Origin of the sequence: Roseomonas sp. BN140053, from assembly GCF_047690175.1 — a bacterium.
GTDB lineage: Bacteria > Pseudomonadota > Alphaproteobacteria > Acetobacterales > Acetobacteraceae > Roseomonas.
Genome location: NZ_JBLLEB010000007.1, coordinates 82563 through 107226, shown reverse-complemented (window position 1 = coordinate 107226; position 24664 = coordinate 82563). Strand labels below are relative to the sequence as shown.

Annotated in this window: 27 protein-coding genes; 19 read left to right on the top strand and 8 right to left on the bottom strand. The window is 72.9% G+C overall.

Features of this window, described 5'->3' with window-relative positions; all coding sequences use genetic code 11:
• The first annotated feature begins 195 nt into the window (after positions 1-195).
• The 9 genes from ACLIBK_RS09455 to ACLIBK_RS09415 all read left to right on the top strand — a co-directional run bounded on the left by ACLIBK_RS09455 (position 196) and on the right by ACLIBK_RS09415 (position 10451).
• Entirely contained in the window at positions 196-1323 is a 1128-nt protein-coding gene (locus tag ACLIBK_RS09455; RefSeq protein ID WP_415387000.1) for an acyltransferase family protein, read from the top strand.
• A gap of 100 nt (positions 1324-1423) precedes the next feature.
• A complete protein-coding gene (locus tag ACLIBK_RS09450; RefSeq protein ID WP_415386999.1) occupies positions 1424-2539 on the top strand; it encodes a class I SAM-dependent methyltransferase in 1116 nt (371 codons plus the stop codon).
• A gap of 116 nt (positions 2540-2655) precedes the next feature.
• Complete coding sequence (gene rfbB / locus ACLIBK_RS09445) at positions 2656-3711, top strand: dTDP-glucose 4,6-dehydratase (RefSeq protein WP_415386998.1); 1056 nt, start codon at positions 2656-2658, stop codon at positions 3709-3711.
• Between the two features lie 5 nt (positions 3712-3716).
• Entirely contained in the window at positions 3717-4334 is a 618-nt protein-coding gene (rfbC, locus tag ACLIBK_RS09440; RefSeq protein ID WP_415386997.1) for a dTDP-4-dehydrorhamnose 3,5-epimerase, read from the top strand.
• Positions 4331-5251, top strand: coding sequence for a dTDP-4-dehydrorhamnose reductase (gene rfbD / locus ACLIBK_RS09435; protein ID WP_415386996.1), 921 nt, complete (start codon positions 4331-4333; stop codon positions 5249-5251). The genes rfbC and rfbD overlap by 4 nt, the downstream gene beginning before the upstream one ends.
• Positions 5248-6126: a glucose-1-phosphate thymidylyltransferase RfbA gene (gene rfbA, locus ACLIBK_RS09430; RefSeq protein ID WP_415386995.1), complete on the top strand. Its 879-nt coding sequence runs from the start codon at positions 5248-5250 to the stop codon at positions 6124-6126. The genes rfbD and rfbA overlap by 4 nt, the downstream gene beginning before the upstream one ends.
• Positions 6127-6146: 20 nt before the next feature.
• On the top strand, positions 6147-7571 hold the full coding sequence (locus ACLIBK_RS09425) for a M20 family metallopeptidase (protein ID WP_415386994.1): 1425 nt from the start codon (positions 6147-6149) through the stop codon (positions 7569-7571).
• 203 nt (positions 7572-7774) lie between these two features.
• Complete coding sequence (locus ACLIBK_RS09420; RefSeq protein ID WP_415386993.1) at positions 7775-9346, top strand: ABC transporter substrate-binding protein; 1572 nt, start codon at positions 7775-7777, stop codon at positions 9344-9346.
• A 133-nt stretch (positions 9347-9479) separates the two neighbouring features.
• A complete protein-coding gene (locus ACLIBK_RS09415) occupies positions 9480-10451 on the top strand; it encodes a LysR family transcriptional regulator (RefSeq protein WP_415386992.1) in 972 nt (323 codons plus the stop codon).
• Positions 10452-10820: 369 nt separating this feature from the next.
• Here the strand turns inward: ACLIBK_RS09415 and htpX are convergent, their stop codons facing one another.
• Positions 10821-11741 carry a zinc metalloprotease HtpX gene (gene htpX / locus ACLIBK_RS09410; RefSeq protein WP_415386991.1) on the bottom strand — a complete coding sequence of 307 codons (921 nt, stop codon included), beginning with the start codon at positions 11739-11741 and terminating at the stop codon, positions 10821-10823.
• 42 nt (positions 11742-11783) lie between these two features.
• Between htpX and ACLIBK_RS09405 the strand changes: the two genes are divergently transcribed.
• From ACLIBK_RS09405 to ACLIBK_RS09385, 5 genes are all read left to right on the top strand, one after another.
• Positions 11784-11981: a succinate dehydrogenase assembly factor 4 gene (locus ACLIBK_RS09405; protein WP_415386990.1), complete on the top strand. Its 198-nt coding sequence runs from the start codon at positions 11784-11786 to the stop codon at positions 11979-11981.
• 465 nt (positions 11982-12446) lie between these two features.
• Positions 12447-13319 (top strand): DMT family transporter, encoded by an 873-nt coding sequence (locus tag ACLIBK_RS09400; protein WP_415386989.1) that lies wholly within the window; start codon positions 12447-12449, stop codon positions 13317-13319.
• A 186-nt stretch (positions 13320-13505) separates the two neighbouring features.
• The gene (locus ACLIBK_RS09395) at positions 13506-13769 is read left to right on the top strand and encodes a hypothetical protein (protein WP_415386988.1); all 264 of its coding nucleotides are present in this window, start codon (positions 13506-13508) and stop codon (positions 13767-13769) included.
• A gap of 8 nt (positions 13770-13777) precedes the next feature.
• Positions 13778-14905 (top strand): glutathionylspermidine synthase family protein, encoded by a 1128-nt coding sequence (locus tag ACLIBK_RS09390; RefSeq protein ID WP_415386987.1) that lies wholly within the window; start codon positions 13778-13780, stop codon positions 14903-14905.
• Positions 14902-15303: a DUF350 domain-containing protein gene (locus ACLIBK_RS09385; RefSeq protein WP_415386986.1), complete on the top strand. Its 402-nt coding sequence runs from the start codon at positions 14902-14904 to the stop codon at positions 15301-15303. The genes ACLIBK_RS09390 and ACLIBK_RS09385 overlap by 4 nt, the downstream gene beginning before the upstream one ends.
• 21 nt (positions 15304-15324) lie before the next feature.
• Here ACLIBK_RS09385 and ACLIBK_RS09380 read toward each other — a convergent pair whose 3' ends face one another.
• The 7 genes from ACLIBK_RS09380 to ACLIBK_RS09350 all read right to left on the bottom strand — a co-directional run bounded on the left by ACLIBK_RS09380 (position 15325) and on the right by ACLIBK_RS09350 (position 20277).
• Positions 15325-15759: a pyridoxamine 5'-phosphate oxidase family protein gene (locus ACLIBK_RS09380; RefSeq protein WP_415386985.1), complete on the bottom strand. Its 435-nt coding sequence runs from the start codon at positions 15757-15759 to the stop codon at positions 15325-15327.
• Between the two features lie 268 nt (positions 15760-16027).
• Positions 16028-17962, bottom strand: coding sequence for an acetate--CoA ligase (acs, locus tag ACLIBK_RS09375; protein ID WP_415386984.1), 1935 nt, complete (start codon positions 17960-17962; stop codon positions 16028-16030).
• A gap of 115 nt (positions 17963-18077) precedes the next feature.
• Complete coding sequence (locus ACLIBK_RS09370) at positions 18078-18386, bottom strand: hypothetical protein (protein ID WP_415386983.1); 309 nt, start codon at positions 18384-18386, stop codon at positions 18078-18080.
• Positions 18387-18522: 136 nt separating this feature from the next.
• Positions 18523-19056: a hypothetical protein gene (locus ACLIBK_RS09365; RefSeq protein WP_415386982.1), complete on the bottom strand. Its 534-nt coding sequence runs from the start codon at positions 19054-19056 to the stop codon at positions 18523-18525.
• 143 nt (positions 19057-19199) lie between these two features.
• A complete protein-coding gene (locus tag ACLIBK_RS09360; protein WP_415386981.1) occupies positions 19200-19430 on the bottom strand; it encodes a Rieske (2Fe-2S) protein in 231 nt (76 codons plus the stop codon).
• A gap of 122 nt (positions 19431-19552) precedes the next feature.
• Positions 19553-19972 carry an EVE domain-containing protein gene (locus ACLIBK_RS09355; RefSeq protein ID WP_415386980.1) on the bottom strand — a complete coding sequence of 140 codons (420 nt, stop codon included), beginning with the start codon at positions 19970-19972 and terminating at the stop codon, positions 19553-19555.
• Positions 19973-19983: 11 nt separating this feature from the next.
• Complete coding sequence (locus tag ACLIBK_RS09350) at positions 19984-20277, bottom strand: YciI family protein (protein ID WP_415386979.1); 294 nt, start codon at positions 20275-20277, stop codon at positions 19984-19986.
• Between the two features lie 222 nt (positions 20278-20499).
• Between ACLIBK_RS09350 and ACLIBK_RS09345 the strand changes: the two genes are divergently transcribed.
• Genes ACLIBK_RS09345 through ACLIBK_RS09325 form a run of 5 tightly spaced genes read left to right on the top strand, consistent with a single transcriptional unit; the run spans position 20500 to position 24573 of the window.
• Positions 20500-21300, top strand: coding sequence for a heme ABC transporter permease (locus ACLIBK_RS09345; protein WP_415387077.1), 801 nt, complete (start codon positions 20500-20502; stop codon positions 21298-21300).
• Positions 21297-21515, top strand: a complete 219-nt coding sequence (locus tag ACLIBK_RS09340; protein ID WP_415386978.1) for a hypothetical protein — start codon at positions 21297-21299, stop codon at positions 21513-21515. The genes ACLIBK_RS09345 and ACLIBK_RS09340 overlap by 4 nt, the downstream gene beginning before the upstream one ends.
• 2 nt (positions 21516-21517) lie before the next feature.
• On the top strand, positions 21518-22039 hold the full coding sequence (ccmE, locus tag ACLIBK_RS09335) for a cytochrome c maturation protein CcmE (protein ID WP_415387076.1): 522 nt from the start codon (positions 21518-21520) through the stop codon (positions 22037-22039).
• Between the two features lie 12 nt (positions 22040-22051).
• Entirely contained in the window at positions 22052-24016 is a 1965-nt protein-coding gene (locus ACLIBK_RS09330; protein WP_415386977.1) for a heme lyase CcmF/NrfE family subunit, read from the top strand.
• Positions 24013-24573: a DsbE family thiol:disulfide interchange protein gene (locus tag ACLIBK_RS09325; RefSeq protein ID WP_415386976.1), complete on the top strand. Its 561-nt coding sequence runs from the start codon at positions 24013-24015 to the stop codon at positions 24571-24573. Before ACLIBK_RS09330 ends, ACLIBK_RS09325 begins: the two co-directional genes overlap by 4 nt.
• Positions 24574-24664 lie beyond the last annotated feature (91 nt).

Here is a 24664-nt window from a genome sequence, read left to right as displayed (position 1 = left end):
GCCCGGGGCGGCCCGGCGGACGGGGTCCAGGCCGGGCGGCGGGACGGCCGGCGGGACGGCTTGGCGGGCAGTGCCGGCGGCGGCGCGGCAGGTAGCGCGCAAGTTGCCGGGGCGGGCGGCGTTGCCACCTGCGGGCGCCGGCGATATAGCCCGAGGGGCGCCGGGCGGCCCGCCCGCGGGGGGACGCGCCGCGCGATGAACGACACGCGCCACAACAACTTCGATGCGCTGCGCGTCTATGCCGCCCTGATGGTGATCTACGGCCACGGCTTCAACATCACCGGCGGCATCGGCCCCGGCTTGTGGGGCGTGCCCTTCGCGCGCATCGGGCTGGACATCTTCTTCGCCATCAGCGGCTACTTGGTGACCGCCAGCTGGTACCGCACGCCGGATCTGCCGACCTTTCTGGCCAAGCGCGTGCTGCGGCTGCTGCCCGGGCTGGCGGCCTGCGTGGTGCTGACCGCCCTGGTGCTGGGGCCGCTGGTGACGGTGCTGTCGCCGGAGCGCTACTTCACCAACGGCAACACCTACAAGTACCTGGCCAACATCGCGCTGTACCAGCGCCTGTACCTGCCGCGGGTGTTCGAGGAGCTGCACTACAGCGGCGTCGTCAACGGCTCGCTCTGGAGCCTACTGCCGGAAGCGCTGTGCTACCTGACGGTGCCGCTCTTCGCGCTGCTGCCGCCGCGGCCGCGCTTCTGGGGGCTGGCGATCGGCGCGGTGCTGCTGGGCAGCCTGGGGCTGTGGCTGTTCGAGGGCTACACCGGCGAAGGCATCGTCTTCTACAACGCCGACCTGAAATACGTGCTGGTGCAGTTCCCCTTCTTCTTCGCCGGCGCCCTGTTCCGCCTGCTGGAGCGGCCGGGGCGCGAACTGTACCGGGCGGATGTCGCGCTGCTGTGCTTCACGCTGAACTGGAGCTTCGCGAGCTGGTTCTCCTGGTGGAACGTGCCGCTGGAATGGTTCACCCTGCCCTACATGGTGATCTGCTTCGGGCGGATGTCCATGCCGGTGCTGCGCCGCGCGGCGCGCTTCGGCGACCTCAGCTACGGGCTGTACCTGTATGCCTTCCCGATGCAGCAGCTGGTGCTGCACCTGTGGCCGGGAAACCCCTACGCCATCCCGCTCTGCGTGCTGCTGACCCTGCCGCTGGCCTTCCTGTCCTGGCACCTGGTGGAAAAGCCGGCGCTGCGCCTCAAGCCCGAGGGGCTGCTGCGCTGGCCGGGCCGGCGGCGGGCGGACGCCGCGGCGGGCCGGACGGGGCCGGGCCGCCCGCCCGGGCCCGCGATGGCCGCCGGGGAGAACGTGTCCATCCCGTCCTGACGCCGCGCGGCCCGGCGCGGCCGCAGGCGCCGTTTCGCACCGCATGCGCCGCGGCCCGCGCGACCCGCGGGGCCGGCACCCGATCTTCTGGAGCCCCGATATGACCGACAAGCCGGCGGTGGATGCCACCAGCATCTGGGATCAGCGCTACGAGGGCGGCGAGCATGTCGGCTCGCAGCCCGTGGTGGAAGGCGATCCCATCGACTACACGCAGCACAAGTTCCTGTACGAGCGCGCCATCGCCCGGCCGCAGACCGGGGCGCTGGAGGGCTACAACCTCGACCGCGTGGGCCGGCAGTTCCTGACGCCGCCGCCGGCGCGGATGCTGGCCATCGGTTCCGGCATGGCCTTCGTGGAGGAGCACCTGCTGCGCCACAACTACGCGCAGCACATCACCGCCTACGAAATGTCGGGCTCGGCGGTGGAGAAGGCGCGCATCCGCTTCGCGGAATCCGGGCTGTCCGACCGGATCGAGATGCGCTCGGCCGACGTGCTGGAGGAGAACCTGCCGGACGGGGCCTTCGACGCGGTGTTCGTGCAGGCGGCGATCCACCACTTCGACCGCATCGACGAGATGTACGCGCTGATGCACCGGGTGCTGCGGCCCGGCGGCCTGCTGGTCTACGACGAGTATGTCGGGCCCGACCATCACCTCTACCACCCCGAGGTGATCGCCATCATGGACGAGATCAACGCCTGCCTGGCGCCGCAGTACCGCTGGGACGTGCTGGCCAAACACACGCGCGAGATGGTGCCGCGGCCGTCGCTGGAATGGATGCTGGGGCACGACCCGTCCGAAGGCGTGCACGCGTCGCGCATCCTGCCGCTGACCTACCAGTGGTTCGAGGTGCTGGACCGGGCGGATTACGGCGGCACGATCATGCGGCCCTTCTTCACGGGCATCCTGCCGAACTTCGACTTCGCCGACCCCAAGGACCAGACGGTGGCGCAGCTGATCGTGCTGATCGAGCAGCTGCTGACCCGCAGCGGCGTGATCCCGCACTACCACACCAGCGTGGTGGCCCGCCGCCGCGAGGTGCCGCTGGCGCCGCTGACCGACGCCCAGGCGGCGCGGATCGCCTATTCCGACTGGCCCGGCCTGGCGGCGCCGTCGCCCGCGGCCGCACCGGCCCCGGCGGCGGAGGCCGGGCCGGCCGCGTCCGGGACCGCCGCCCTGACGGGGCTGCGCGGGTTGCTGCGCGCCCTGCGGGGCTGAGGGCGCCCCGGGGTGTTCGGGCCGGGGCCGGGAGGCGCTGCCTCCCCGGGCCGCGGCCGGCACGCCGAAGCGCGACGGTGCTGTTCAGGCCCCTGGGGAGGCATTATCAGCGGCCCATGCGCATTCTCGTCACCGGCGGCCTGGGCTTCATCGGATCGGCCGTGGTTCGCCGCCTGATCGGCGCCACCGGGCACGCGGTGCTGACGCTGGACGCGCGCACCTATGCCGCCAGCCCGGAAGCGCTGGGCGAGGCGCTGGCCGACCCGCGGCACCGGCTGCTGGAGGCCGATATCCGCGACGGGCGGGCGGTGCGCGAGGCTTTCGCGACGTTCCGGCCGGAAGCGGTGATGCACCTGGCGGCCGAGAGCCACGTGGACCGCTCCATCGACGGGCCGGCGGAGTTCGTCAGCACCAACGTGTCGGGGACGCTGTCCATGCTGGAAGCGGCGCGGGAACACTGGGCCGGGCTGGACGCCGCCGGGCGCGACGCTTTCCGCTTCCACCACATCTCCACCGACGAGGTGTTCGGCGCGCTGGAACCGGGCGATCCGCCCTTCCACGCCGGCACGCGCTACGACCCGCGTTCGCCCTACGCGGCGTCCAAGGCGGCCTCGGACCACCTGGTGCGGGCCTGGCAGCACACCTACGGGCTGCCGGCCTTCGTTTCCAACACCACCAACAATTACGGGCCGTGGCAGTTCCCGGAAAAGCTGATCCCGCTGGTGGCGCTGAACGCGCTGGGCGGCAAGCCGCTGCCGGTCTACGGCGATGGCGGCAACATCCGCGACTGGATCCACGTGGAGGATCACGCGGAAGCCCTGGTCCTGGCGGTGGAACGCGGCAGGCCGGGGGAAACCTACTGCCTGGGCGCACGCGGCGAGCGGACGAACCTGCAGGTGGTGCGGACGATCTGCGCGATCCTGGACCGGCTGCGGCCGGACCCGGCCGGCCCGCGCGAGCGGCTGATCGAGTTCGTGCGCGACCGCCCCGGCCATGACCGGCGCTACGCCATGGACCCGTCCGGGGCCGAGGCGGCGCTGGGCTGGCGCGCCGGCCGCTCCTTCGAGGCGGGGCTGGAGGAAACGCTGCGCTGGTACCTCGACCACGAGGATTGGTGGCGGCCGATCCAGGAACGGCGCTACGCCGGCCAGCGCCTGGGCACGGCGGGCTGAGCGCGATGAACCACGCCGAAGTCGCCGCCCTGCCCGGCGCCCGTCGCCACGGCAATGTCGCCGCCGCGCCGCTGATGGCGGAGGGCGCCCTGCCCGGCCCGGTGCTGGTGGCGGTGCGCCGCTTCAGCGACAACCGCGGCTCCTTTTCCGAAACCTGGAGCCGGCGCGACTTCGCCGGGGTCGGGCTGGCCGACGACTTCGTGCAGGACAACCAGTCGCATTCCGCCCCCGCCGGCACGCTGCGCGGGCTGCACTTCCAGAAGCCGCCGGAAAGCCAGGCCAAGCTGGTGCGCTGCCTGCGCGGCCGCATCCTGGACGTGGCGGTGGACCTCAGGCGGTCCTCGGCCAGCTACGGGCGGCACGTGGCGGTGGAGCTGTCGGCGGCCGATGGCACCATGCTCTACGTGCCCGAGGGCTTCGCGCACGGCTTCCTGACCTTGGAGCCGGATTGCGAGGTCGCTTACAAGACCAGCCGCTTCTACGCGCCGGACTGCGACGCCGGCGTGGCCTGGAACGACCCGGATCTGGCGGTGCCCTGGCCGATCGCCGCCGCTGCCGTGGTGCTGTCGGACAAGGATGCCCGCTTGCCGCCCCTGAGCGCGCTGGGCGAGGTGTTCCCGTGACGCGGGTCCTGGTGGTGGGGCGCGAGGGCCAGGTGGCCCGCGCCCTCCTCCGCCGCCTGCCGCGCGACGGCCACGCGGTCGTGGCGCTGGAGCCGCCGGAGCTGGACCTGACGCGCCCCGACACGATCGCGGCCGCGCTGCGCGAGCACCGGCCGGCGCTGGTGGTCAACGCCGCCGCCTATACCGCCGTGGACCGGGCCGAGGAGCAGCCGGACCTGGCGGATGCGGTGAACAATCTCGGGGTGGGTGCGCTGGCCGCGGCGGCCGCCGCGACCGGCGCGCCGATGGTGCACTTCTCCACGGATTACGTGTTCGACGGGCTGGGCGGCGCGCCCTACGCCGAGGATGCGGCCACCAACCCGCTGGGCGTCTACGGCGTCACCAAGCTGGCGGGCGAGCGCGCGGCGCTGGCGGCGCAGCCGCGCAGCGCCATCCTGCGCACGGCCTGGGTCTGCTCGCCGGATGGCGGCAACTTCGTGAAGACCATGCTGCGCTTGGCCGCCGAGCGGGACGAGCTGCGCGTGGTGGCCGATCAGCGCGGCGCCCCTACCTTCGCCGACGACCTGGCCGAGGCGGTGGCGGCGATGCTGCCGCGCCTGCTGGCGGCGCCGGCGGGCGACGAGGCTTTCGGGGTGTTCCACCTGACCGGCGCGCCGCACGCCACCTGGCACGGTTTCGCCACCGCCATCGTGGCCGGCGCCACCGCGCGAGGGCACGGCCGCAACCCCCGCGTGACCGCGATCACCACGGCGGAGTTCCCCACCCGGGCGCGTCGGCCGGCGGATGGGCGGCTGGATTGCGGGCGCATCGGGCGGGTGCACGGTATCCGGCCGGCGGACTGGCGGGTGTCGCTGGACCGCTGCCTGGACGCGCTGCTCATGCCGCCGACGGGCGGTGCCCAGGGAGAAACGACGTGAAAGGTATCCTGCTGGCCGGCGGTGCCGGGACGCGGCTGCATCCGGCGACGCTCGCCGTGTCGAAGCAGTTGATGCCCGTCTACGACAAGCCGATGGTGTATTACCCGCTGACGGTGCTGATGCTAGCGGGGATCCGGGAAATCCTGGTGATCTCCACGCCGCACGACCTGCCGCTGTTCCGCCGGCTGCTGGGCGACGGATCCGGCTGGGGGCTGCGGATCACCTATGCCGAGCAGGACCGGCCGCGCGGCATCGCCCACGCGCTGGTGCTGGCGGAGGAGTTCCTCGACGGCGGCCCCTCCGCCCTGGTGCTGGGCGACAACCTGTTTCACGGCGCCGAGCTGGAGCAGCGGCTGGCCGAGGGCCGCGCCGCGGCGGAGGGCGGCAACGCCACCGTGTTCGCCTATCGCGTTTCGGACCCGCACCGCTACGGCGTGGTGGAGTTCGGCGCCGACGGCCGCGCGCTGAGCCTGGAGGAGAAGCCGTCGCAGCCGCGCTCGGAATGGGCGGTGACGGGGATGTATTTCTACGACGGCCGGGCGCCGCGGCGGGCGGCGGCGCTGGCGCCCTCCCCGCGCGGCGAGCTGGAGATCACCGACGTCAACCGCGGCTACCTCGATGAGGACGCGCTGCGGGTGGTGCGGCTGGGCCGCGGCTATGCCTGGCTGGACACCGGCACGCATGACAGCCTGCTGGAAGCCGGCGAGTTCGTGCGCGCCATCGAGAAGCGCACCGGCGAGAAGATCGCGGCCCCCGAGGAAGTGGCCTTCCGCAAGGGGCTGATCGACGCCGACCAGTTGCGCGTGCTGGCGAAGCCGCTGCGCAATTCCGGCTACGGCACCTATCTGGAAGCCCTGATCGCCCGGCTGGACTGAGCCGGCAGGAGTTCACCCCGATGCAGAACACCGAAGCCATCTGGCGGCTGGTCGAGAACAAGCGCGACGATTTCGCCGCCCTCAGCGACCGGGTCTGGGACACGCCCGAGCTGAACTACGACGAGCACCGTTCCGCCGCCGCGCATCGGGAGATGCTGCAGCGCGAGGGCTTCCGGGTGCGGACCGGCCTGGCCGGCATTCCCACGGCGGTGATGGGCGAGGCGGGCGAGGACGGGCCGGTGATCGCCATCCTGGGCGAGTACGACGCGTTGCCGGGCCTGAGCCAGGAAGCGGGCGTGGCGGAACACCGGCCGATCGAGTCCGGCGGCAACGGCCATGGCTGCGGGCACAACCTGCTCGGCTCGGCGTCGATGCTGGCGGCGGCAGCGGTGAAGGACTGGCTGGCCGCGCAGGGCATCAAGGGCCGCGTACGCTACTACGGCTGCCCGGCCGAGGAGGGCGGGTCCGCCAAGGGCTTCATGGTGCGCGGCGGCGTGTTCGACGACGTGGACATCGCCATCTGCTGGCACCCCGCCTCCTTCTCGGGCGTCAACAAGGCGATCTCGCTGGCCTGCATGGAGGTGGACTTCAGCTTCACCGGCCGCGCTTCCCACGCTGCCGGCTCGCCTCAGCTCGGCCGTTCCGCGCTGGACGCCGTGGAGCTGATGAGCGTCGGCGTGAACTACCTGCGCGAGCACATGGCCGACGGCGCGCGCATCCACTACGCCCTGCAGGATGCCGGCGGCATTGCGCCCAACGTGGTGCAGGCCCGGGCGCGGGTGCGCTACCTCGTGCGGGCGAAGACGCTGCCGGAGATGCAGGCGCTGCTGGCACGGGTGGTCAAGGTGTCCGAGGGCGCGGCGCTGATGACCGAGACGCGCGTGGAGCACCGCGTGCTGAGCGCCGACGCCAACCTGGTGGGCAACGCGCCGCTGGAACGGGCGATGCAGGACAATTTCGACCGGCTCGGCCCGCCGCGCTTCGACGAGGCGGACAAGGCATTCGCCCGCGCCATCCAGGCGACGCTGACGCCGGAGGAGATCGCCGCCGCCTATCGCCGCGCCGGCATCGCGCCCATTCCCGGCGAGGCGCTGTGCGAGCGCATCGTGCCGCTGGAGGCGCCGGAACCCAAGAGCTTCGGCTCCACCGATGTCGGCACGGTCAGCTGGGTGGTGCCCACGGTGCAGGCGCGCGGCACCACCTACGCGCTGGGGACGCCCGGGCATTCCTGGCAGCTGGTGGCGCAGGGCAAGACGCCCGCGGCGCACAAGGGGCTGGAGCACGTGGCCAAGGTGATGGCCGGCACCGCGGTGGACGCGCTGCTGGACCCGGAGCTGGTGGCACGGGCCAAGGCCGACCACCGGGCGCGGCTGGCGGAAACGCCCTTCGTGCAGCCGATCCCGCCGGAGGTGCAGCCGCCGCTGGGGATGGCGCATCACGGCTGAGGTGGCAGGGAAGGTCGGGGGAGTGAACTCCCCCGAGCCCCCTCCTTTTTTCGGGAGTTTGCGGGTGCCCTGAAAGGCACCCGTAGACTCCCGAAAATAGATGGGGGTCCGGGGGAATACCTTCCCCCGGCTTTCTTCCCGCCACCGTTCTGTCAGGCTGGGCCGCGGCCTGCCGCCGGCAAGGCACCCCGACGAGGTTTCCCATGCGACGACGCGCGCTTCTCTCCACCGCCCTGCTGACGATGGCCGTCCTGGGTGCCGGTCCTGCCGGGGCGGCGGACCTGCGGATCGGGCTGGCCGCGCCGGTGACCTCGGTGGACCCGCATTTCGCCAACGCCACGCCCAACAACGCCTTCACCCGGCACATCTTCGACATGCTGACCCTGCGCAGCCCCGAGGGCGCGCCGGAGCCGGGGCTGGCCACGGAATGGCGGGCGCTGTCGGACAACGAGTGGGAGTTCAAGCTGCGGCCGGGCGTCACTTGGCACGACGGGCAGCCCTTCACCGCGGATGACGTGGTGTTCTCCTTCGCCCGCGCCCCGAGCGTGCCCAACAGTCCCGCGAGCTTCGGCGGCGCACTGCGCAACCTGCAGCGGGTGGAGGTGGTGGACCCGCTGACCCTGCGCCTGCACACCAGCGAGCCGACGCCGAACCTGCCGCGCGACCTGACCGCGGTGGCGATCGTGTCCCGCCGCGTCGCCGAGGGCGCCAGCACCGCCGACTTCAATTCCGGCAAGGCGGCGATCGGCACCGGACCGTACCGTTTCGGCAGCTATACGCCCGGCTCGCAGGTCGAGGTGACGCGCAACGACGCGTGGTGGGGTGCGAAGCAGGAATGGGACCGCGTGGTGTTCCGGATGCTGACCAACGCCGCGGCGCGCACCGCGGCGCTGCTGTCGGGCGACGTGGACATGATCGCCTCGCCCTCGCCCAGCGACCTGCCGCGGCTGCGCGGCGAAGCCAACATCGCCATCGCAGAGCGGCAGGGCACGCGGCTGATCTACATGTCGCCGGACTTTTCCCGCACCGGCGAGACGCCCTTCATCACCGGCGAGGACGGCAAGCCGCTGCCGCGCAACCCGCTGCTGGACGTGCGCGTGCGCCGCGCCCTGTCGCTGGCGGTGAACCGCGAGGCACTAGCCGAGCGCGTGCTGCAGGGCATGGCCGAGCCCACGGGGCAGTGGATGCCGCGCGGCGCCTTCGGCTTCAACCCGGATGTCGCGCCGCCGGCGCAGGACCTGAACCAGGCGCGGCAGCTGCTGACGGAAGCCGGCTATCCGCGCGGCTTCCGCATGGTGCTGAACGCGTCCAACGACCGCTACGTCGCCGACGCGCAGGTGGCGCAGGCGGTGGCGCAGATGTGGACGCGGGTGGGGGTGAACACCACGGTGGAGGCGCAGCCTTTCGCCACCTACTTGGCGCGCGCGTCGCGGCAGGAATTCTCGATGGTGCAGGAAAGCTGGGGCTCCACCTCGGGCGAGGCGGGCAACCTGCTGCTCAATGTCGTGCACACCTATGACGCGGCGCGGCGGCGCGGCGCCAGCAACGACACGCGCTATTCCAACCCGGCGCTGGACGAGCGCATCAACCGCGCCCTGTCCACCATCGACGACGCGGCGCGCGAGCGGCTGATCCGCGACGCCGTGCGCGACACGACCGAGGACGTCGCGATCATCCCGCTGTTCCTGTACAAGAACAGCTGGGCGACGCGGCGGCCGCTGACTTACCTGCCGCGTTCCGACGATGCCACGCTGGCCATGGGCGTGAGCCGCTAGAAGCGGCGCGCTGCCGCCCGGCCGTGCCGACCTTGCGCGCTCCGGCACGCCGTCCGCCCCGCTGGCCCGCGTGCCCGGCCGGATCGGGCGCCCTTCCCCGCGGCGCCGTGGCGCGCCGCGGCGGGGGCCGGCCGTGACGGACCTGTCCGCCTTCGACCTCAATCTGCTGCGCGTCTTCGACGCGGTGGCGCGCGAGCGGCACGTCACCCGCGCCGCGGCCCGGCTGGGCCTGTCGCAGCCGGCGGTGTCGAGCGCGCTGAACCGGTTGCGCGCGGCGCTGGGGGACGAGCTGTTCCTGCGCGCCCCCGGCGGCGTGGAGCCCACGGTGCTGGCGCTGTCGCTGGTGCAGCCGGTGGGGCAGATGCTGGACCAGCTGCGCGAAACTCTGTCGGCGCAGCTGCCCTTCGTGCCCGCCACGGCCGAGCGCGTGTTTCCCATCGCGATGAGCGAGTACGCCGAGGCCATCCTGGCCCCGCCACTGCTGGAGCGCATGGCGCGCGAGGCCCCGGGCTGCCAACTGGCGATCCGCCACGCCGACCGCACCAACGTGGAGGCGCTGCTGGAATCCGCCCAGGCGCAGCTGGCGGTGGGCGTGCTGCCGGAGCTGACCAGCCTCTACACCCGGCTGCGGCTGCTGCCCGAGGGCTTCCTGGTGCTGCTGCGGCACGACCACCCGCTCTGCGAGGGCGAGCTGACGGCCGAGCGCTTCGTGGCCTTTCCGCACCTGCTGCATTCGCCCAACGGCTCGCGCGAGGGCGCGCTGGACGTGCCGCTGCGCGAGGCCGGCTATCCCCGCCGCCTCGGCGCCGTGGTGGCGCACCTGTCGGCGGTGCCGGAGATCCTGAAGCGGACGGAGATGGTGATGACCCTTTCCGCCCGCCTCGCCCGCACGCTGGCCGCGGCGCATGGCCTGACGCTGCGCCCGATGCCGATCGAGGTCGCGCACACCCGCCTGTCGCTGCTGTTCCACCGCCGCCTGGAAGCCGATAGCGGCCATGCCTGGCTGCGCCGCACCCTGCTGAGCGTCGCCCGCACCATCGGCCAGGCCCCCGGCACCCCCGAGGACCCCGTGACCACCGCCCCGGACCAGGCCGCGGCCGACTGAGCCCACGGGGATGCCGGTGCTGGTCGGCGTGGGAGTCCGGGTCCAGTGGCCGCGGGTGGTGCTTGGGCGTTCATGCCTGGGCCAGAGGGGCTCTGCCCCTCTGGACACCCCGCCAGGAGCTTAGGCTCCTGGACCTCATGAGTGCCTCCGGCGGGGGCGGAATGGCCACCGGCGGTCATCGGAGACAGCGCGTGCCAACCCGCCCCCGCCGGAGGCACTCAACGCGGGGTCCGGGGAGTTTAAACTCCCCGGCTCGGGACAAAGGCTTCGCCTTTGCCCTGGGGTCCAGGGGCAGCGCCCCTGGCCAACGCCCGAACACCAAAGACCAACCGCAGCCACCGGGACCGCAGATCCTGGGCGGACCGGTGCCTAACCCCAGGGTCCGCGGCGGGCCGGGGGTGGGGTGCTGCGGGACCAGGGGCCGGAGGGGCGGCGCGACGGTGGGACGGGCGCGGGGCTGTCGGTGCCGAGCAGCGCGCGCACCCGGTTGGCGGTGCTGGGGTGGGTGGAGAAGAGGTTGTCCATGCCGCCCCGAGACAGGGGGTTGGTGATGAACAGGTGCGCCGTGGCCGGGTTGGCCTCGGCGGCGGCGTTGGGCAGGGCGTGGCGCGCGTCTTCCAGGCGCAGCAGGGCACTGGCCAGCCCTTGCGGGCCGCCGGCGATGGCGGCGCCAACGCGGTCGGCCTCGTATTCGCGCGAACGGCTGATGGACATCTGCACCAGCATCGCCGCGAAAGGGGCCACCAGCACGGCCAGCAGCGTGGCGACCGGGTTGCCGCGGCCGTCGCGGGAGCCGCCGAACACCATGCCGAACTGCGCCAGCATGCCGATGGCGCCGCCCAGGCAGGCCGTCACCGTCATGATCAGCGTGTCGCGGTTGCGGATATGCGCCAGCTCGTGCGCCACGACGCCGGCCACCTCCTCGGGCGTCAGCTGGTCCAGCAGGCCGGCGGTGACGGCCACCGCGGCGTGCTGCGGGTCGCGGCCGGTGGCGAAGGCGTTGGGCTGGGCTTCGTGCAGCAGATAGAGCGCGGGCATCGGCAGGCCGGCGCGGTCGGCCAGCTGCTGCACGAGGCGGAACAGCTCCGGCGCCTCGGCCGGGCCGAGGGGCCGGGCGTCGTGCATGCGCAACACGGCGGCGCCGCTATTCCACCAGGCCCAGAGGTTGGTGGCCGCCGCTACCAGCAGCGCCACCAGCATGCCGCCGCGGCCGCCCAGCACGAAGCCGACCCCGGCGAACAGCGCCGTTAGCCCGGCGAGCAGGACTGTGGTGCGCAATGTGCCGGCCATGAGCGGTTCCTCCTGTCGCTGCCGCACCCCAGATGGGGAGGCATGACGGAAAAGACCTCCTCCCCCCCTGCCCCGACCGCCACGCCGGTTCCCGAAAACCAGGCTCCCCCGGACGCCGCGTCGCGTTCCGCCAACCCGCCCCTGCCCAAGCCGGTGCCGGGCGAGGTGGGCGGGCCGTCCGGCCCGGAGCCGACGCGCTACGGCGATTGGGAACGCAAGGGCCGCGTCAGCGACTTCTGAGGCCCGGTTCGGCGTCGCGCTGCCCGCCGAGTCGTCCCGGCGAGCTGGGCGCAACGCGGGAGCCTCCGATTCGGTTACAGGGAACGCTTGCGAACGCGCTGGTGGCTCGGAACGCCGAGTCGCCACGAGGGCTTGTGGTGCTGGCAGGCTTCACGCCGGCGTGCTCTGTTCGCGCGACTCGGGGCAAGTGATTGATCGCAGGCTATTCACGGTGCGACTCGTTCGCGCTGCGTTCGGCGAATCGTTCTCCTGACGATCGAGTCGGACGCCGAGTCGCGTAGCGGGGCGGAGATGTCCCGGGGCCGGGCCCTTGCTGCCCCGCTGCGGTGGCCGGGGTGAGCCATGCTGCCGCTTCGCGAACAGGGCGCAACCGGCGCGGCACGCGCGGCCGGCATGCCGCAGGGGGTGGGTAGCGCGGGCTTCCGCGCCTCGACGCTCCCGGATGGGGCAGGCATGCTGCCCTGCATGCCGCCTCGCGATCTCCTCCTCGGAACCATCGTGATGGCGGTCTGGGGGTCGCAGGTCGTGCCGGTGCGGCTGTCCCTGGCGGAACTGCCACCCTTCCTGATGCTGGCGATCCGCTGGGTGATCGTGGGGGCGGTGCTGCTGCCCTTCGTGCCGGTGCCGCGCGGTGGGCAGTGGAAAACCGTGGCGGCGGTGGGCGTGCTCTCGGGGGCGGTGCATTCCAGCCTGCTGTATCTCGGGCTGCTGCTGGTGCCCGCGGCGGTGGCGGGGGTGGTGTACCAGCTCAACGTGCCCTTCGCGCTGCTGCTGGGCTGGGCCACCCTGGGCGAGGCGCCGAGCCGGCGCGCCCTGGCCGGGACGGCCCTGGCCTTCGCGGGGGTGGTGCTGCTCTCGGCCGCCGGGGCGGCGTTGCCGGCCGGGGGCAGCGGGCCGTTCCTGCTGGGGGCCGGGCTGATCGCGGCCTCGGCGCTGTGCCTGGCGGCGGGCAACGTGTCGGTGCGCCGGTTGCCGGCCGTGCCCTCGGCCACGCTGAACGGCTGGCAGGCGCCGATCGCCCTGGTGCCCGCGGTGCTGCTGTCCCTGGTGGCGGAGCGCGACCAGGCGCAGGCGGTAGCGCAGGCCTCGCTGACCGCCTGGATCGCCGTGTTCTGGGTGGCGCTGGTGGGCGGGGTGATCACCTGGCAGATCTGGCTGCGGCTGGTGCGGCGGCATCCTGTGCCGCGGGTCACGCCGCTGCTGCTGCTGATCCCACCTTTCGCCATCGCCGGCGGGGTGCTGGGCCTGGGCGAGCGGCTGACGGCGCTGCAGGTGGTGGGGGCCACCCTGGCCTGCGGCGGCGTGGGGCTGGCGCTGCTGCCGCGATGGCGGAGATAGGCGGGCTTCCGCCGAGGAGCGGCCGAAAGGAAGGCTGCGGCAGCAGGCCGCCGCTGGTCGGGGTGAAAGGGCCGCGCCGGCAGGGCACCCTGTGGACGAGCAGTTCCGGTGGCGCAGCGGCCGGATCGTTCGGGAATCGCACGGATGGGCTCGCCACGCCGATTGTTCTTTCCTAAGCTTCCCGCGATGCGGCGAGCGACGGAACTGCGGCTGGTGCTGCTCGGCGGCGGGGTGCTTCTGCTGGCCGGGGGCTGCGATGATCGCCGCGAGGCCTGCGAGCGCGCCCGCGCGGCCGGGTCCAAGGATGCCGCCCAGGTCTGCGAGGGCAGTTCCTCCGGCTCGGCCTCGTCCTCCTCGGGTTCCGGCGCGCATGGCTATGGCTGGTCGTCCTGGAGCAGCCGGCGCGGCGGCTTCGGCAGCACCGCCAGCCACTTCTCCGGCGGCGGCTGAGCCGCGCGATGTGGCGCATCCCGCAGGAGCCGCGACCCGACCGGCGCGAGCGCGCCCGGGCCCTGGGCTTCAGCTTCGCCGAGATCGCCGGCGAGCCCTACTGGGACGAGAGCGCCGCCTATCACTTCACCGCCGCCGAGGTGGACGTGCTGGACGACGTCACGGCGGAGCTGGAGAGCCTGTGCCGCGCCGCGGTGGACCACGCCGTGCGCTGGAACCGGCGCGAGGTGCTGGGGCTGGGCGAGGCCGCCTGGGCGCTGGCCGCCGCATCGTGGCGGAAGGGCGAGCCCAGCCTGTACGGCCGCATGGACCTGCGCTGGGACGGCAGCGGCCCGCCGCTGCTGCTGGAATACAATGCCGACACCCCCACCGCGCTGTTCGAGGCGGCGGTGGTGCAGTGGGAATGGCTGCGCTGCACCTGGCCGGAGATGGACCAGTTCAACGCCATCCACGAGGCGCTGCTGGCCGCCTGGCCGGCGATGCGGCTGCCGGGCCGCGTGCATTTCTGCTGCGCCCGCGATTCCGACGAGGATCGCGGCACGGTGGACTACCTGCGCGACACCGCGGCGCAGGCGGGGCTGGAGGTGCCCTTCCTGTTCATGGACGAGATCGGCTGGAATGGCCGGGGCTTCCGCGACCTCGGCGAGCGGCCGGTGGAGGCGGGCTTCAAGCTGTACCCCTGGGACTGGCTGATACGCGAGGAGTTCGGCGGCCTCCTGCCCGGCGGCACCCGCTGGATCGAGCCGGCCTGGCGCATGATCCCGGCCAGCAAGGGCTTCCTGGCGCTGTTGTGGGAGATGTTTCCCGGCCACCCCAACCTGCTGCCGGCCTTCCTGGGACCCGGCCGCAGCGGCGGGCGGGAAATCGGCAAGCCCTTCTGGGGCCGCGAAGGTGCCAACCTGCGCCTGCCGGACGGCACGGAAACCCCCGGCCCCTATGGCGAGCAGCCGCGGGTCTGGCAGGGCTGGGCGGAGCTGCCGGAATTCGGCGGCCGCTTTCCCGTGCTGGGCAGCTGGCTGGTAGCCGGCCGCCCTTGCGGGTTGGGCATCCGCGAGGATGACACGCCGCTGACGCGCGACAGCAGCCGCTTCGTGCCGCACGCCTTCACGCCCGCAGGGGAGATTTCCGCAGCATGACCAGCCTCGCCGCCCTGCCAGGCTTCCTGGCGCATTTCGTCGCGGCGCTGGCGCTGCTGGGGGCGGCGATCGCGATCTACGCGCGCATCACCCCGCACGCCGAGATCACGCTGATCCGCGGCGGCAACACGGGGGCCGCGATCAAGCTGGGCGGGGCGGTGCTGGGCTTCGCCCTGCCGATCGGCTCTGCCATCTCCAACTCCGCCAACCTGCTGGACGCGGTGGTGTGGAGCGTGGTGGCCCTGCTGGCGCAGCTCGCCGCCTTCCTGGCGACGACGCGGCTGGTGCCGGACTGGCGCGCGGCGATGGAGGAGCGGCGGGAAAGTGCCGGCGCGGTGCTGCAGGCTTCGCTCTCGATCGCCACCGGCCTGCTCAACGCCGCCTGCCTGACGAGCTGAGCCGGCCGGGAGCGCCCTCACTCAGGGCGTCAGCTCGCCCTCGTCCTTGCCGGCCCAGTAATGGATGCGGGTGGCGTGGACCTTGATCATCACCAGGCCGGGCGTGTCGACGCCCTGCTCGAACCAGTTGTCGAGATCGGCGTCCCAGTGGTCCTGGAAGCGCGCCTTGTCGCGGCTCAGCTCGGCCGTGCCTTCCACCGCGATGAAGATCGGCGGCTGGCCCGAGGCGCCTTTGTTGCCGGCGAAGGTGAGGCCGACCTTGGGGTCGCGCTCGATCTCGCCGACGGTGTGGGTGGTGTCCAGCGCGAAGAAGTAGGAGTCGCCGTCGTAGGCGACCTGGCCGTTGTTGCTCATCGGCCGGGCGGCGATGTTGCCGTTCTCGGCGCGGGTCGAGAGCATGGCGAAGTCGATCTGCGCCATGCGCTGCGACAGGTCGGACAGAGTCAGCTGGGTCACGGGCGGTCTCCGGGGTTCGTCCGGATGCAACGCCGGCCGGCGGCGCGGGTTCGGGTGGCGCCGGGCTGCGGGGCTGAGGTCCTGGCGAGGGCGGCGAAGGCCGGGGGAGTGAACTCCCCCAGGCCCCCTCCTTCTTTCGGGAGTTTGGGGGCGCCCTTTGAGGCACCCCCAACTCCCGAAAATAGAAGGGGGTCCGGGGGGATACTTCCCCCCGGCTTGCTGGCCCCAGCTACCCGGAACCAAGGCTCGACGGTATCGGCGCCCCGCCTCAGCCCACCCGGTTCTCGATCAGCTCCTCCACCACGGTGGGGTCGGCCAGGGTGGAGGTGTCGCCCAAACCGTCCACCTCGTTGGCGGCGATCTTGCGCAGGATGCGGCGCATGATCTTGCCGGATCGCGTCTTGGGCAGGCCCGGCGCCCACTGGATCGCGTCCGGCGCGGCGAAGGGGCCGATCTCCTTGCGCACCCAGGTCACCAGCTCCTTGCGCAGCGGCTCGTTGGGCTCCTCGCCGGCGATCAGGGTGACATAGGCGTAGATGCCCTGGCCCTTGATGTCGTGCGGCATGCCGACCACCGCGGCTTCCGCCACTTTGGGGTGGGAGACCAGGGCGCTCTCGATCTCGGCGGTGCCCATGCGGTGGCCGGAGACGTTGATCACGTCGTCCACCCGGCCGGTGATCCACCAGTAGCCGTCCTCGTCACGGCGCGCGCCGTCGCCGCTGAAATAGGTGCCGGGGAAGGAGGAGAAGTAGGTCTGGATGAAACGCTGGTGGTCGCGGAACACCGTGCGCATCTGGCCGGGCCAGCTGTCGGTGATCACCAGGTTGCCCTCGGTGGCGCCGTCCAGCCGCTTGCCCTCGTTGTCCACCAGGGCCGGCTGCACGCCGGGCAGCGGCAGGGTGGCGGAGCCGGGCTTCTGGTCCACCGCGCCCGGTAGGGGCGAGATCATGATGCCGCCGGTTTCCGTCTGCCACCAGGTGTCCACCACCGGGCAGCGCTCCTCGCCGACGACGCGGTAGTACCAGAGCCAGGCTTCGGGATTGATCGGTTCGCCGACGCTGCCCAGCACGCGCAGCGACTTGCGGGAATGCTTGCGCACCGGTGCCTCGCCGTCGCGCATCAGCGCGCGGATGGCGGTGGGGGCTGTGTAGAAGATGTTAACCTGGTGCTTGTCGATGACCTGCCAGAAGCGGCCGTTGTCGGGCCAGGAGGGCACGCCCTCGAACATCAGAGAGGTCGCGCCGTTCGCCAGCGGTCCGTAGACGATATAGGTGTGGCCGGTGACCCAGCCGACATCGGCGGTACACCAGTAGACCTCGCCGGGGCGGTAGTCGAAGACCAGCTCGTGGGTGAAGCTGGCCCAGACCATGTAGCCGCCGGTGGTGTGCAGCACGCCCTTGGGCTTCCCGGTGGAGCCGGAGGTGTAGAGGATGAAGAGCGGGTCCTCCGCGTTCATCGGCTCCGGCGGACAATCCGGGCTGGCGGCGTCGCAGAGCGCGTCCCACCAGAGGTCGCGGCCGTCCTGCATCGGCACGGTGCCGCCGGTGTTGCGCGCCACGATCACGTTTCGCAGTGTCGGGCAGGAGCGCAGCGCCTCGTCGGCGTTGGTTTTCAGCGGCACCTTGCGGCCGCCGCGGCGTCCCTCGTCGGCGGTGATCAGCAGCGTGCTCTCGCAGTCCTGGATGCGGCTGGCCAAGCTCTCGGCCGAGAAGCCGCCGAACACCACGGAATGCACGGCGCCGATGCGGGCGCAGGCCAGCATGGCCACCGCCGCTTCCACGATCATCGGCAGGTAGATCGTGACGCGGTCGCCCTTGCCGACGCCGAGGCTGCGCATGGCGTTGGCCAGGCGGCACACGCGCTCGTGCAGCTGGCGATAGGTGACGGTGCTATCGATGTTGGGGTCGTCGCCTTCCCAGATCAGCGCGACCTGGTCGCCGCGCGTGTCGAGGTGACGGTCGAGGCAGGACACGGAGGCGTTGAGCTCGCCATCCTCGAACCAGCGGATCGACACGTCGCCGGTGAAGGAGGTGTTCTTGATGCGCGTCGGCTCGCGCATCCAGGCCACGCGGTGCATCTCGCCGCGCCAGAAGCTTTCCGGGTCGCGGGCGGCCTCCTCGGCCATGGCGTTGCGTCGTGCCGCGTCCACGCGGGTGGTGGCCGCGATCTCCGGCTTCACCGCGATCAGGCTGTCATCCGGCATCGCGTTCTCTCCCCAGGGGCGGCCTCGTTGGGGCCGAAGGGGAACGCGCGGAACTGCTGCCGTCAAGCGTAGCGGCGGGCCCCCGTTGGGGACCCGCCCTGCGGCCGCTTCGCGCCTAGCGGTAGTAGCGGCGCGGCGGCGGACCGCGATAGTAGCGCGGCGGCGGGCCGCGATAATACCGCGGCGGCGGGCCCCGGTAGTAGCGCGGCGGCGGACCACGCCAGCGGCGCGGCGGCGGGCCGCGGTAATAGCCGCGCGGCGGGCCGTAATACTGGACCTGCTGCAGCAGCCCGTCGGCCACGGGCGCCGGCGCGGCGGCGGGCACGCTGCCCAGCCCCGGCGCGGCGGCCTCGGCGCTGGGGGCCAGTGCGGGGGCTGCTCCCAGCAGCGCCGCGAAGGCCATGATCACGAGTAACTTTCGCAAGGCTCTCCTCCGAATCAGCTTGCTGGCGACGTAACGCCGGAAGCCGGGCAAAGAACGGGTGGGAATGCGGCAGTTCCGCGGCAGTTCCGCGAAGCGTGTTCCCCGATGGCGAAACGGCGCCACCGGGGAAGCCGGGTCAGTTCACGCGGGTCGCGGGCTTGGCGGGAACCGCCGGCACCACGGCCGCGCCCTGCTGCGGGAGCGTGGCGCGGTCGGGTGTCACCGCCGGGGCGGTGCCGGCCGTGGCGCGGCCGCCGGCGGTCGCCCCGCTGCTACGCGGCGCAGACGCCGTGCTGCCGGGCTGGACGGTGCCGAGTTGCGCGGTGCCGCCGGCCGAGGCGCCGGGCTGCACCGCACCGGCTGCCGGGAGGCCGGGCTGGGCGGGCCGGGCGTTCTCGGCCCGCGGCGCCGGAGCGGTTTCCGTCGCGCCGGAGCGGGCGAGGCCGGGACGCTGGGCCGGGGTGGCGGTGGTGGCCTCCGCGGCAGGCCGCGCCGTCGTGGCGGCGTGCGGCAGCGCGGGGACGGCGGCGGCGGGCGGGGTGAGCGTCGCGCCGGTTCCGGTGCCGCCGGCGGTGGCACCCGCGGCGACGCCGCCCTGGGCAAGGGCTGCGCCGGCGGTGCCGAGCAGGGTGGCGGAAAGCAGCAGGACGGACCGAAAGCTGGTGTGCATCTTGGGCTCCTGTGGCTGATGACCACGGGGAGCAGCTTGCCCCTGCCCGCACGGCGCCGGTTCGGCGGCGCGAAGGTATCTCGCGGGCGATCGCGGCGGTGGCGCGGCCGGCGTGGCGGCTTCGTGGCGGGTGTGCCGCGCCGTTACAGCCCGGCCGTTTCGGGCACCAGGATCACCCCGTCGCGCAGCTCCGCCGGCACGCGTTCCAGTGAATCCCCGGTACAGGGGCCGGACACGCAGAACCCGTCCGCGACGCGGAAGCGGGCCCCGTGGGTGGAGCACACCACCGCGGTGCCGGAACGGTCCAGGAAGCGGTCCGGCAGGGGTTCCAGCGGCAGGCCGAGATGCGGGCAGCTGTTGACATAGACCAGCACCTCCGCCCCGCGCCGGAGGGCGAAAAGGCCGGTGAAGCCGCCGGGCGCCGGGGGGAAGCCGCGGGCGCCGCCGTCTGGGATCTCTTCCAGCCGGCACAGCGCCCGGGTGGGTGGCGGGTTGCTCAGCCCGGATCTTCCCAGCCGGCCATGGCGGCCAGGATCGCCCAGTGCTCGGCGGAAACCGGCATCACGGACAGGCGGGACATCCGCACCAGCGCCAGCTGCGCGAAGCGGGGGTCGGCCTTGATGGCGGCCAGGGTCACGGGGCGCGGCACCGGGCCCAGGGCGCGCATGTCTACGCAGGCCCAGCGGCCGGTCTCGTCGGTGGGGTCGGGGTAGGCGGTGCGGGCCACCTCCACCACGCCGACGATCTCCCGGCCGATGTTGGAATGGTAGAAGAAGGCGCGGTCGCCCAGCGCCATGGCGCGCAGGAAGCCCGCCGCCATGGCGTTGCGCACCCCCGTCCAGGGCTCCACCCCGGCCGCCACCTGCTGCGTCCAGGAAAAGGCGTCCGGCTCGCTCTTCACCAGCCAGTGGTTCAAGGCGGCAGCGCTCAGCCGACCTTCTTGCCGTCCTGGTACACGGTGCGGAAGGGCCGCACGGAGGTGCGGGCGAAGAGCCCGGCCTTGTTGTAGGGATCGGCGGCGGCAAAGGCGCGGGCGGCTTCCAGGTCAGGCTTGTTCACCACCAGAAGGCTGCCGATCGAGCGGCCCTCGTCGTCCATGGCCGGGCCGACCAGCACGAGGTCCTCCAGGCGTTCTTCCAGCCATTCCAGGTGGGTGGGGCGGACGTCGCGCCGGAGGTCGTGGGAGTCCGGCTTGTCCTCGCACTGGATGACGAACAGCATGTTTCCGCCTTTCACGAATCGATGCGCACTGAACCCCGGATACGCGGGCGCTTCAATCCGCGGCGGGTCGGGCCTAAGAGATGGGGCGTGAGCGCCTTTCCCAGCCCGGCCGGTTCCCTGCTTCCCGACGAGTCCCCCGACGGTTCCGCGGCCCGGCTGCCGGCGGGGGCGGCCGGCGCGGCCGCGCTGCGGACGCGGGATGGGGTGGCGGCGGGCGTGGCGCTGGGCCAGTCGGATCGCACCGCGCAGGGCCGCCCGGCGCAGGCCCCTTCGGGCCGCCCGAGCTGGCACCGCTTCGCCAATCCCGGCCGCTTCCTGCGGCTGACCGACCGGCTGGCGCCGGCCCTGTGGATTGCCGCGGTCCTGACCGTGGCGCTGGGCACCGTCTGGGCGCTGGTCTGGTCGCCGCCGGACTGGCAGCAGGGCGAAACGGTGCGGATCATGTACATCCACGTGCCGATGGCCTGGCTGGCGATGAGCGGCTACGCCTCGCTCGCCGTGGCCTCGGTCTTCGCGCTGGTGTGGCGGCATCCGCTGGCGGACCTGGTGGCGCGGGAATTGTCGCCGGTGGGCGCGGCGGTGACCGGGCTGTGCCTGCTGACCGGCTCGCTCTGGGGGCGGCCGATGTGGGGCACTTGGTGGGTGTGGGACGCCCGGCTGACCTCCGTGCTGGTGCTGTTCTTCTTCTGGGTCGGCCACGTCTTCCTGGTGCGCGCCTTCGAGGACGAGGAGCGCGGCGCCCGCATGGGGGCCATCCTGGCGCTGGCCGGGGCGGTGAACCTGCCGGTGGTGAAGTTCTCGGTGGACTGGTGGAACACGCTGCACCAACCGGCCTCGGTGGCGCGGCTGGGGGCGCCGGGGCTGCACGTGGACCTGCTCTATCCCCTGCTGGTGAACGCGCTGGGCTTCACCCTGCTCTTCGCGGCGATCGTGCTGACCCGCACCCGCGCCGCCATCCTGGAACGGCGGCTGCGCACGCTGTCCCTGTCCCGCGCCCGGCGCCTGGACGGAGAAGCCCGATGACCCTGCACTGGGTGCACGTATCCCTCGCCTGGGCCGCGGGCGCGCTGCTGCTGGGCGCGCTGTCGCTCGAGGCGATCTGGCGGCAGCGCAGCGCCGGGAAGCGGCTGGCCCGGCTGGAAGCGCTGAACGCGCCGGCGGGGCGCAGCGCCGCGGCCGGGGCCCCGGTGCGGGACGCGTCGCCCGGCTGGACCGGCCCGGCGGAGCGCGGCGCATGAGCCTGTCCCGCAAGCGGCGCCGGATGTGGGTGCTGGGCCTCTGCGCCCTGGGTCTGGGCTCGGCCGCGGCGCTGACGCTGACGGCCTTCAGCGACAACCTCGTGTTCTTCCGCTCGCCCAGCGACGTGGTGGCGCAGTCCCCCGGTCCCGAGCGCGCCTTCCGCCTGGGCGGCCTGGTGGAGAACGGCAGCGTGGTGCGCGACAACGCCCCCGATGGCCGGCCGGAAGCGCGCTTCCGCGTCACCGACGGGCCGCACGCCGTGCCGGTGACCTTCGTGGGCGTGCTGCCGGACCTGTTCCGCGAGGGCCAGGGCGTGGTGACGCTGGGCAAGCTGGGCCCCGACGGCGTGTTTCGCGCCTCCGAGGTGCTGGCCAAGCACGACGAGAGCTACATGCCGCCCGAGGTCGCCGACGCGCTGAAGCGGTCCGGCCATTGGCAGCCCGAGACCGGGGCACCACCTCCCCCGGCATCCTGGAACACCCTGTCCCCCCAGGCCTCCGCCACGCCGCCGTCGGGCGGCTGAGGTTTCCTTCCCATGATCGCCGAACTCGGCCATTTCGCCCTGGCGCTGGCCTGCGTCCTCGCCCTCGCGCAAACCGTGCTGCCGCTGCTGGGCGCGCATCGCAGCGAAGCCCGGCTGATCGCCGCCGCCCCGGCCCTGGCCCTGTCGGGGCTGCTGGCGGTGGCGGCGGCCTTCGCGGCGCTGCTGTGGTGCTTCGCGGCCAACGACACCTCGGTGATGGCGGTGGTGGCCAACAGCCATTCCGCCAAGCCGATGCTCTACAAGCTGGCCGGCGCCTGGGGGAACCACGAGGGTTCCATGGTGCTCTGGGTGCTGATCCTCGGCCTGTGTTCCGGCGCGGTGGCGAGTTTCGGCGGTGACCTGCCGGCGACGCTGCGGGCGCGGGTGCTGGGGGTGCTGGGGGCGATCAGCCTGGGCTTCCTGCTGTTCATCCTGGCCACCTCCAACCCCTTCGGCCGGATCTGGCCGCCGCCGATGGACGGCCAGGGGCTGAACCCGGTGCTGCAGGACCCCGGCCTCGCCTTCCACCCGCCGCTGCTCTACGCCGGCTATGTCGGCTTCGCCGTGACCTTCGCCTTCGCCGTGGCTGCGCTGATCGAGGGCCGGGTGGACGCCGCCTGGGGCCGCTGGGTGCGCCCCTGGGCGCTGGCGGCCTGGAGCTTCCTGAGCGTCGGCATCGCCCTGGGTTCCTGGTGGGCCTACTACGAGCTGGGCTGGGGCGGCTACTGGTTCTGGGACCCGGTGGAGAATGCCTCGCTGATGCCGTGGCTGGCCGGCACGGCGCTGCTGCATTCCGCCGTGGTGGTGGAAAAGCGCGAGGCGCTGAAGATCTGGGCCGTGCTGCTGGCCATCCTGGCCTTCGGCATGTCCTTGCTGGGCACCTTCCTGGTGCGCTCGGGCGTGCTGAATTCCGTGCACGCCTTCGCCAATGACCCGGAGCGCGGGATCTTCATCCTGGGGCTGCTGGTCTTCTATCTCGGCGGCGCGCTGGCGCTGTTTGCCTGGCGGGCGCCGGCCATGGCGCCGGCGGGGCGCTTCGCGCCGCTGTCGCGCGAGGGCGCGCTGGTGCTGAACAACCTGCTGCTCTGCTCCATCGCCGCGGTGGTGCTGGTGGGCACGCTGTACCCGATGTTCGCCGACCTCGTGCTGAAAGCGAAGATCTCGGTGGGGCCGCCCTTCTTCAATTCCGCCATCCTGCCGCTCTTCGTGCCGCTGGTGGCTGCCACCGCAGCCGGGCCGCTGCTGTCCTGGAAGCGCGCCCGGCTGTGGCCGGTGATCCAGCGCCTGTGGTGGGCGGCCTTGCTGGCGCTGGGCGGCTTCCTGCTGTGCCTGACCATCGCCGGGGCGCGGATCGGGCCGGCGCTGGGCTTCGCCGCCGCGACTTGGCTGATCGGTGGCGCGATCACGGACATCGCCGGGCGGATCGCGCTCTGGAGCCGGCCGCGCGCGGCGCTGGGCCGGGCCTGGGCGCTGCCGCGCTCCGCCTGGGGCGGCGCCGTGGCGCATGCCGGGCTGGGGGTGACGCTGCTGGGGCTGGCGGGGATGGGGCTGGCCACCGACCGGCTGGTGGCGCTGCAGCCGGGCGGCTCCACCACGCTGGCGGGCTACGAGTGGAAGCTGACGGAGGTGCGCGACGTGGTCGGCCCGAACTGGACCGCCCGGCGCGCCACGGTGGAGGTGACTCGGGGCGGGCAGCCGGTGACGGCGATGCATCCGGAGCGGCGCTTCTTCCCCCTCGCCCGCACCACGACCTCCGAGGCCGCGATCCACACCACCGGGCTGGCCGACCTCTACGTCGTGCTGGGCGAGGAGGGGATGAACCGCGCCGTGTTCCGCATCCACCACAACCCCCTGGCACCCTGGATCTGGCTGGGGGCGATCGTGATGGCGCTGGGCGGGGCGCTGTCCTTGTCCGACCGACGGGCGCGGGTGGCGGCGCCGGCGAGCAAGCGGGCGCCGGGCACGGTGCCGGCATGAGCCGCCGCCGTGCCTTGCTGCTGCTGCCGCTGGGGCTGACGGCCGCCGCCGGGGCCGGCTTCTACGGCATGCTGCGGGGGCTGCGGGACGGGTCCTACGACCCGACCGGCGTGCCCTCGGCGCTGCTGGGGCAGCCGGTGCCGACCCTGCCGCTGACGGAGGTGGCCGGGCTGGACATCCCGCCCCTGCCGATCGAGCAGCTGCGCGCCCCAGGGCGGCCGGTGCTGGTGAATTTCTGGGCCTCCTGGTGCGTACCCTGCACCATCGAGCATCCGCAGCTGATGGCGCTCGCCCGCGACGGCGTGCCGGTGCTGGGCATCAACTACAAGGACAAGCCGGCCGACGCGGCGGGCTTCCTGGCGCGGCGCGGCAACCCCTATGCCCGGCTGGGGGCGGACGCCACCGGACGGGTGGGGATCGAGTGGGGCGTCTACGGCGTGCCGGAAACCTACCTCCTCGACGGGCGCGGCGTGATCCGCTGGCGCTGGGCCGGGCCGGTGACGCCCGAGGTGGTGACGCGCGACCTGCAGCCGCTGCTGCGCCGCTACGCCGCTTGAGCGGGGCGTGGTTGCGGTGAGGTGGCGGGACCTGCTGGAGAAAGGCAGCCGGGGGGAAGTATCCCCCCGGACCCCCTTCTATTTTCGTGAG

Bases quoted from the DNA above. Each gene is read 5' to 3' on its own strand.
- ACLIBK_RS09455 (WP_415387000.1), top strand. From the start codon at position 196: ATGAACGACACGCGCCACAACAACTTCGATGCGCTGCGCGTCTATGCC.
- ACLIBK_RS09450 (WP_415386999.1), top strand. From the start codon at position 1,424: ATGACCGACAAGCCGGCGGTGGATGCCACCAGCATCTGGGATCAGCGC.
- rfbB (WP_415386998.1), top strand. From the start codon at position 2,656: ATGCGCATTCTCGTCACCGGCGGCCTGGGCTTCATCGGATCGGCCGTG.
- rfbC (WP_415386997.1), top strand. From the start codon at position 3,717: ATGAACCACGCCGAAGTCGCCGCCCTGCCCGGCGCCCGTCGCCACGGC.
- ACLIBK_RS09425 (WP_415386994.1), top strand. From the start codon at position 6,147: ATGCAGAACACCGAAGCCATCTGGCGGCTGGTCGAGAACAAGCGCGAC.
- ACLIBK_RS09420 (WP_415386993.1), top strand. From the start codon at position 7,775: ATGCGACGACGCGCGCTTCTCTCCACCGCCCTGCTGACGATGGCCGTC.
- htpX (WP_415386991.1), bottom strand. From the start codon at position 11,741: ATGGCCGGCACATTGCGCACCACAGTCCTGCTCGCCGGGCTAACGGCG.
- ACLIBK_RS09405 (WP_415386990.1), top strand. From the start codon at position 11,784: ATGACGGAAAAGACCTCCTCCCCCCCTGCCCCGACCGCCACGCCGGTT.
- ACLIBK_RS09400 (WP_415386989.1), top strand. From the start codon at position 12,447: ATGCCGCCTCGCGATCTCCTCCTCGGAACCATCGTGATGGCGGTCTGG.
- ACLIBK_RS09395 (WP_415386988.1), top strand. From the start codon at position 13,506: ATGCGGCGAGCGACGGAACTGCGGCTGGTGCTGCTCGGCGGCGGGGTG.
- ACLIBK_RS09390 (WP_415386987.1), top strand. From the start codon at position 13,778: ATGTGGCGCATCCCGCAGGAGCCGCGACCCGACCGGCGCGAGCGCGCC.
- ACLIBK_RS09385 (WP_415386986.1), top strand. From the start codon at position 14,902: ATGACCAGCCTCGCCGCCCTGCCAGGCTTCCTGGCGCATTTCGTCGCG.
- acs (WP_415386984.1), bottom strand. From the start codon at position 17,962: ATGCCGGATGACAGCCTGATCGCGGTGAAGCCGGAGATCGCGGCCACC.
- ACLIBK_RS09365 (WP_415386982.1), bottom strand. From the start codon at position 19,056: ATGCACACCAGCTTTCGGTCCGTCCTGCTGCTTTCCGCCACCCTGCTC.
- ACLIBK_RS09350 (WP_415386979.1), bottom strand. From the start codon at position 20,277: ATGCTGTTCGTCATCCAGTGCGAGGACAAGCCGGACTCCCACGACCTC.
- ACLIBK_RS09340 (WP_415386978.1), top strand. From the start codon at position 21,297: ATGACCCTGCACTGGGTGCACGTATCCCTCGCCTGGGCCGCGGGCGCG.
- ACLIBK_RS09330 (WP_415386977.1), top strand. From the start codon at position 22,052: ATGATCGCCGAACTCGGCCATTTCGCCCTGGCGCTGGCCTGCGTCCTC.
- ACLIBK_RS09325 (WP_415386976.1), top strand. From the start codon at position 24,013: ATGAGCCGCCGCCGTGCCTTGCTGCTGCTGCCGCTGGGGCTGACGGCC.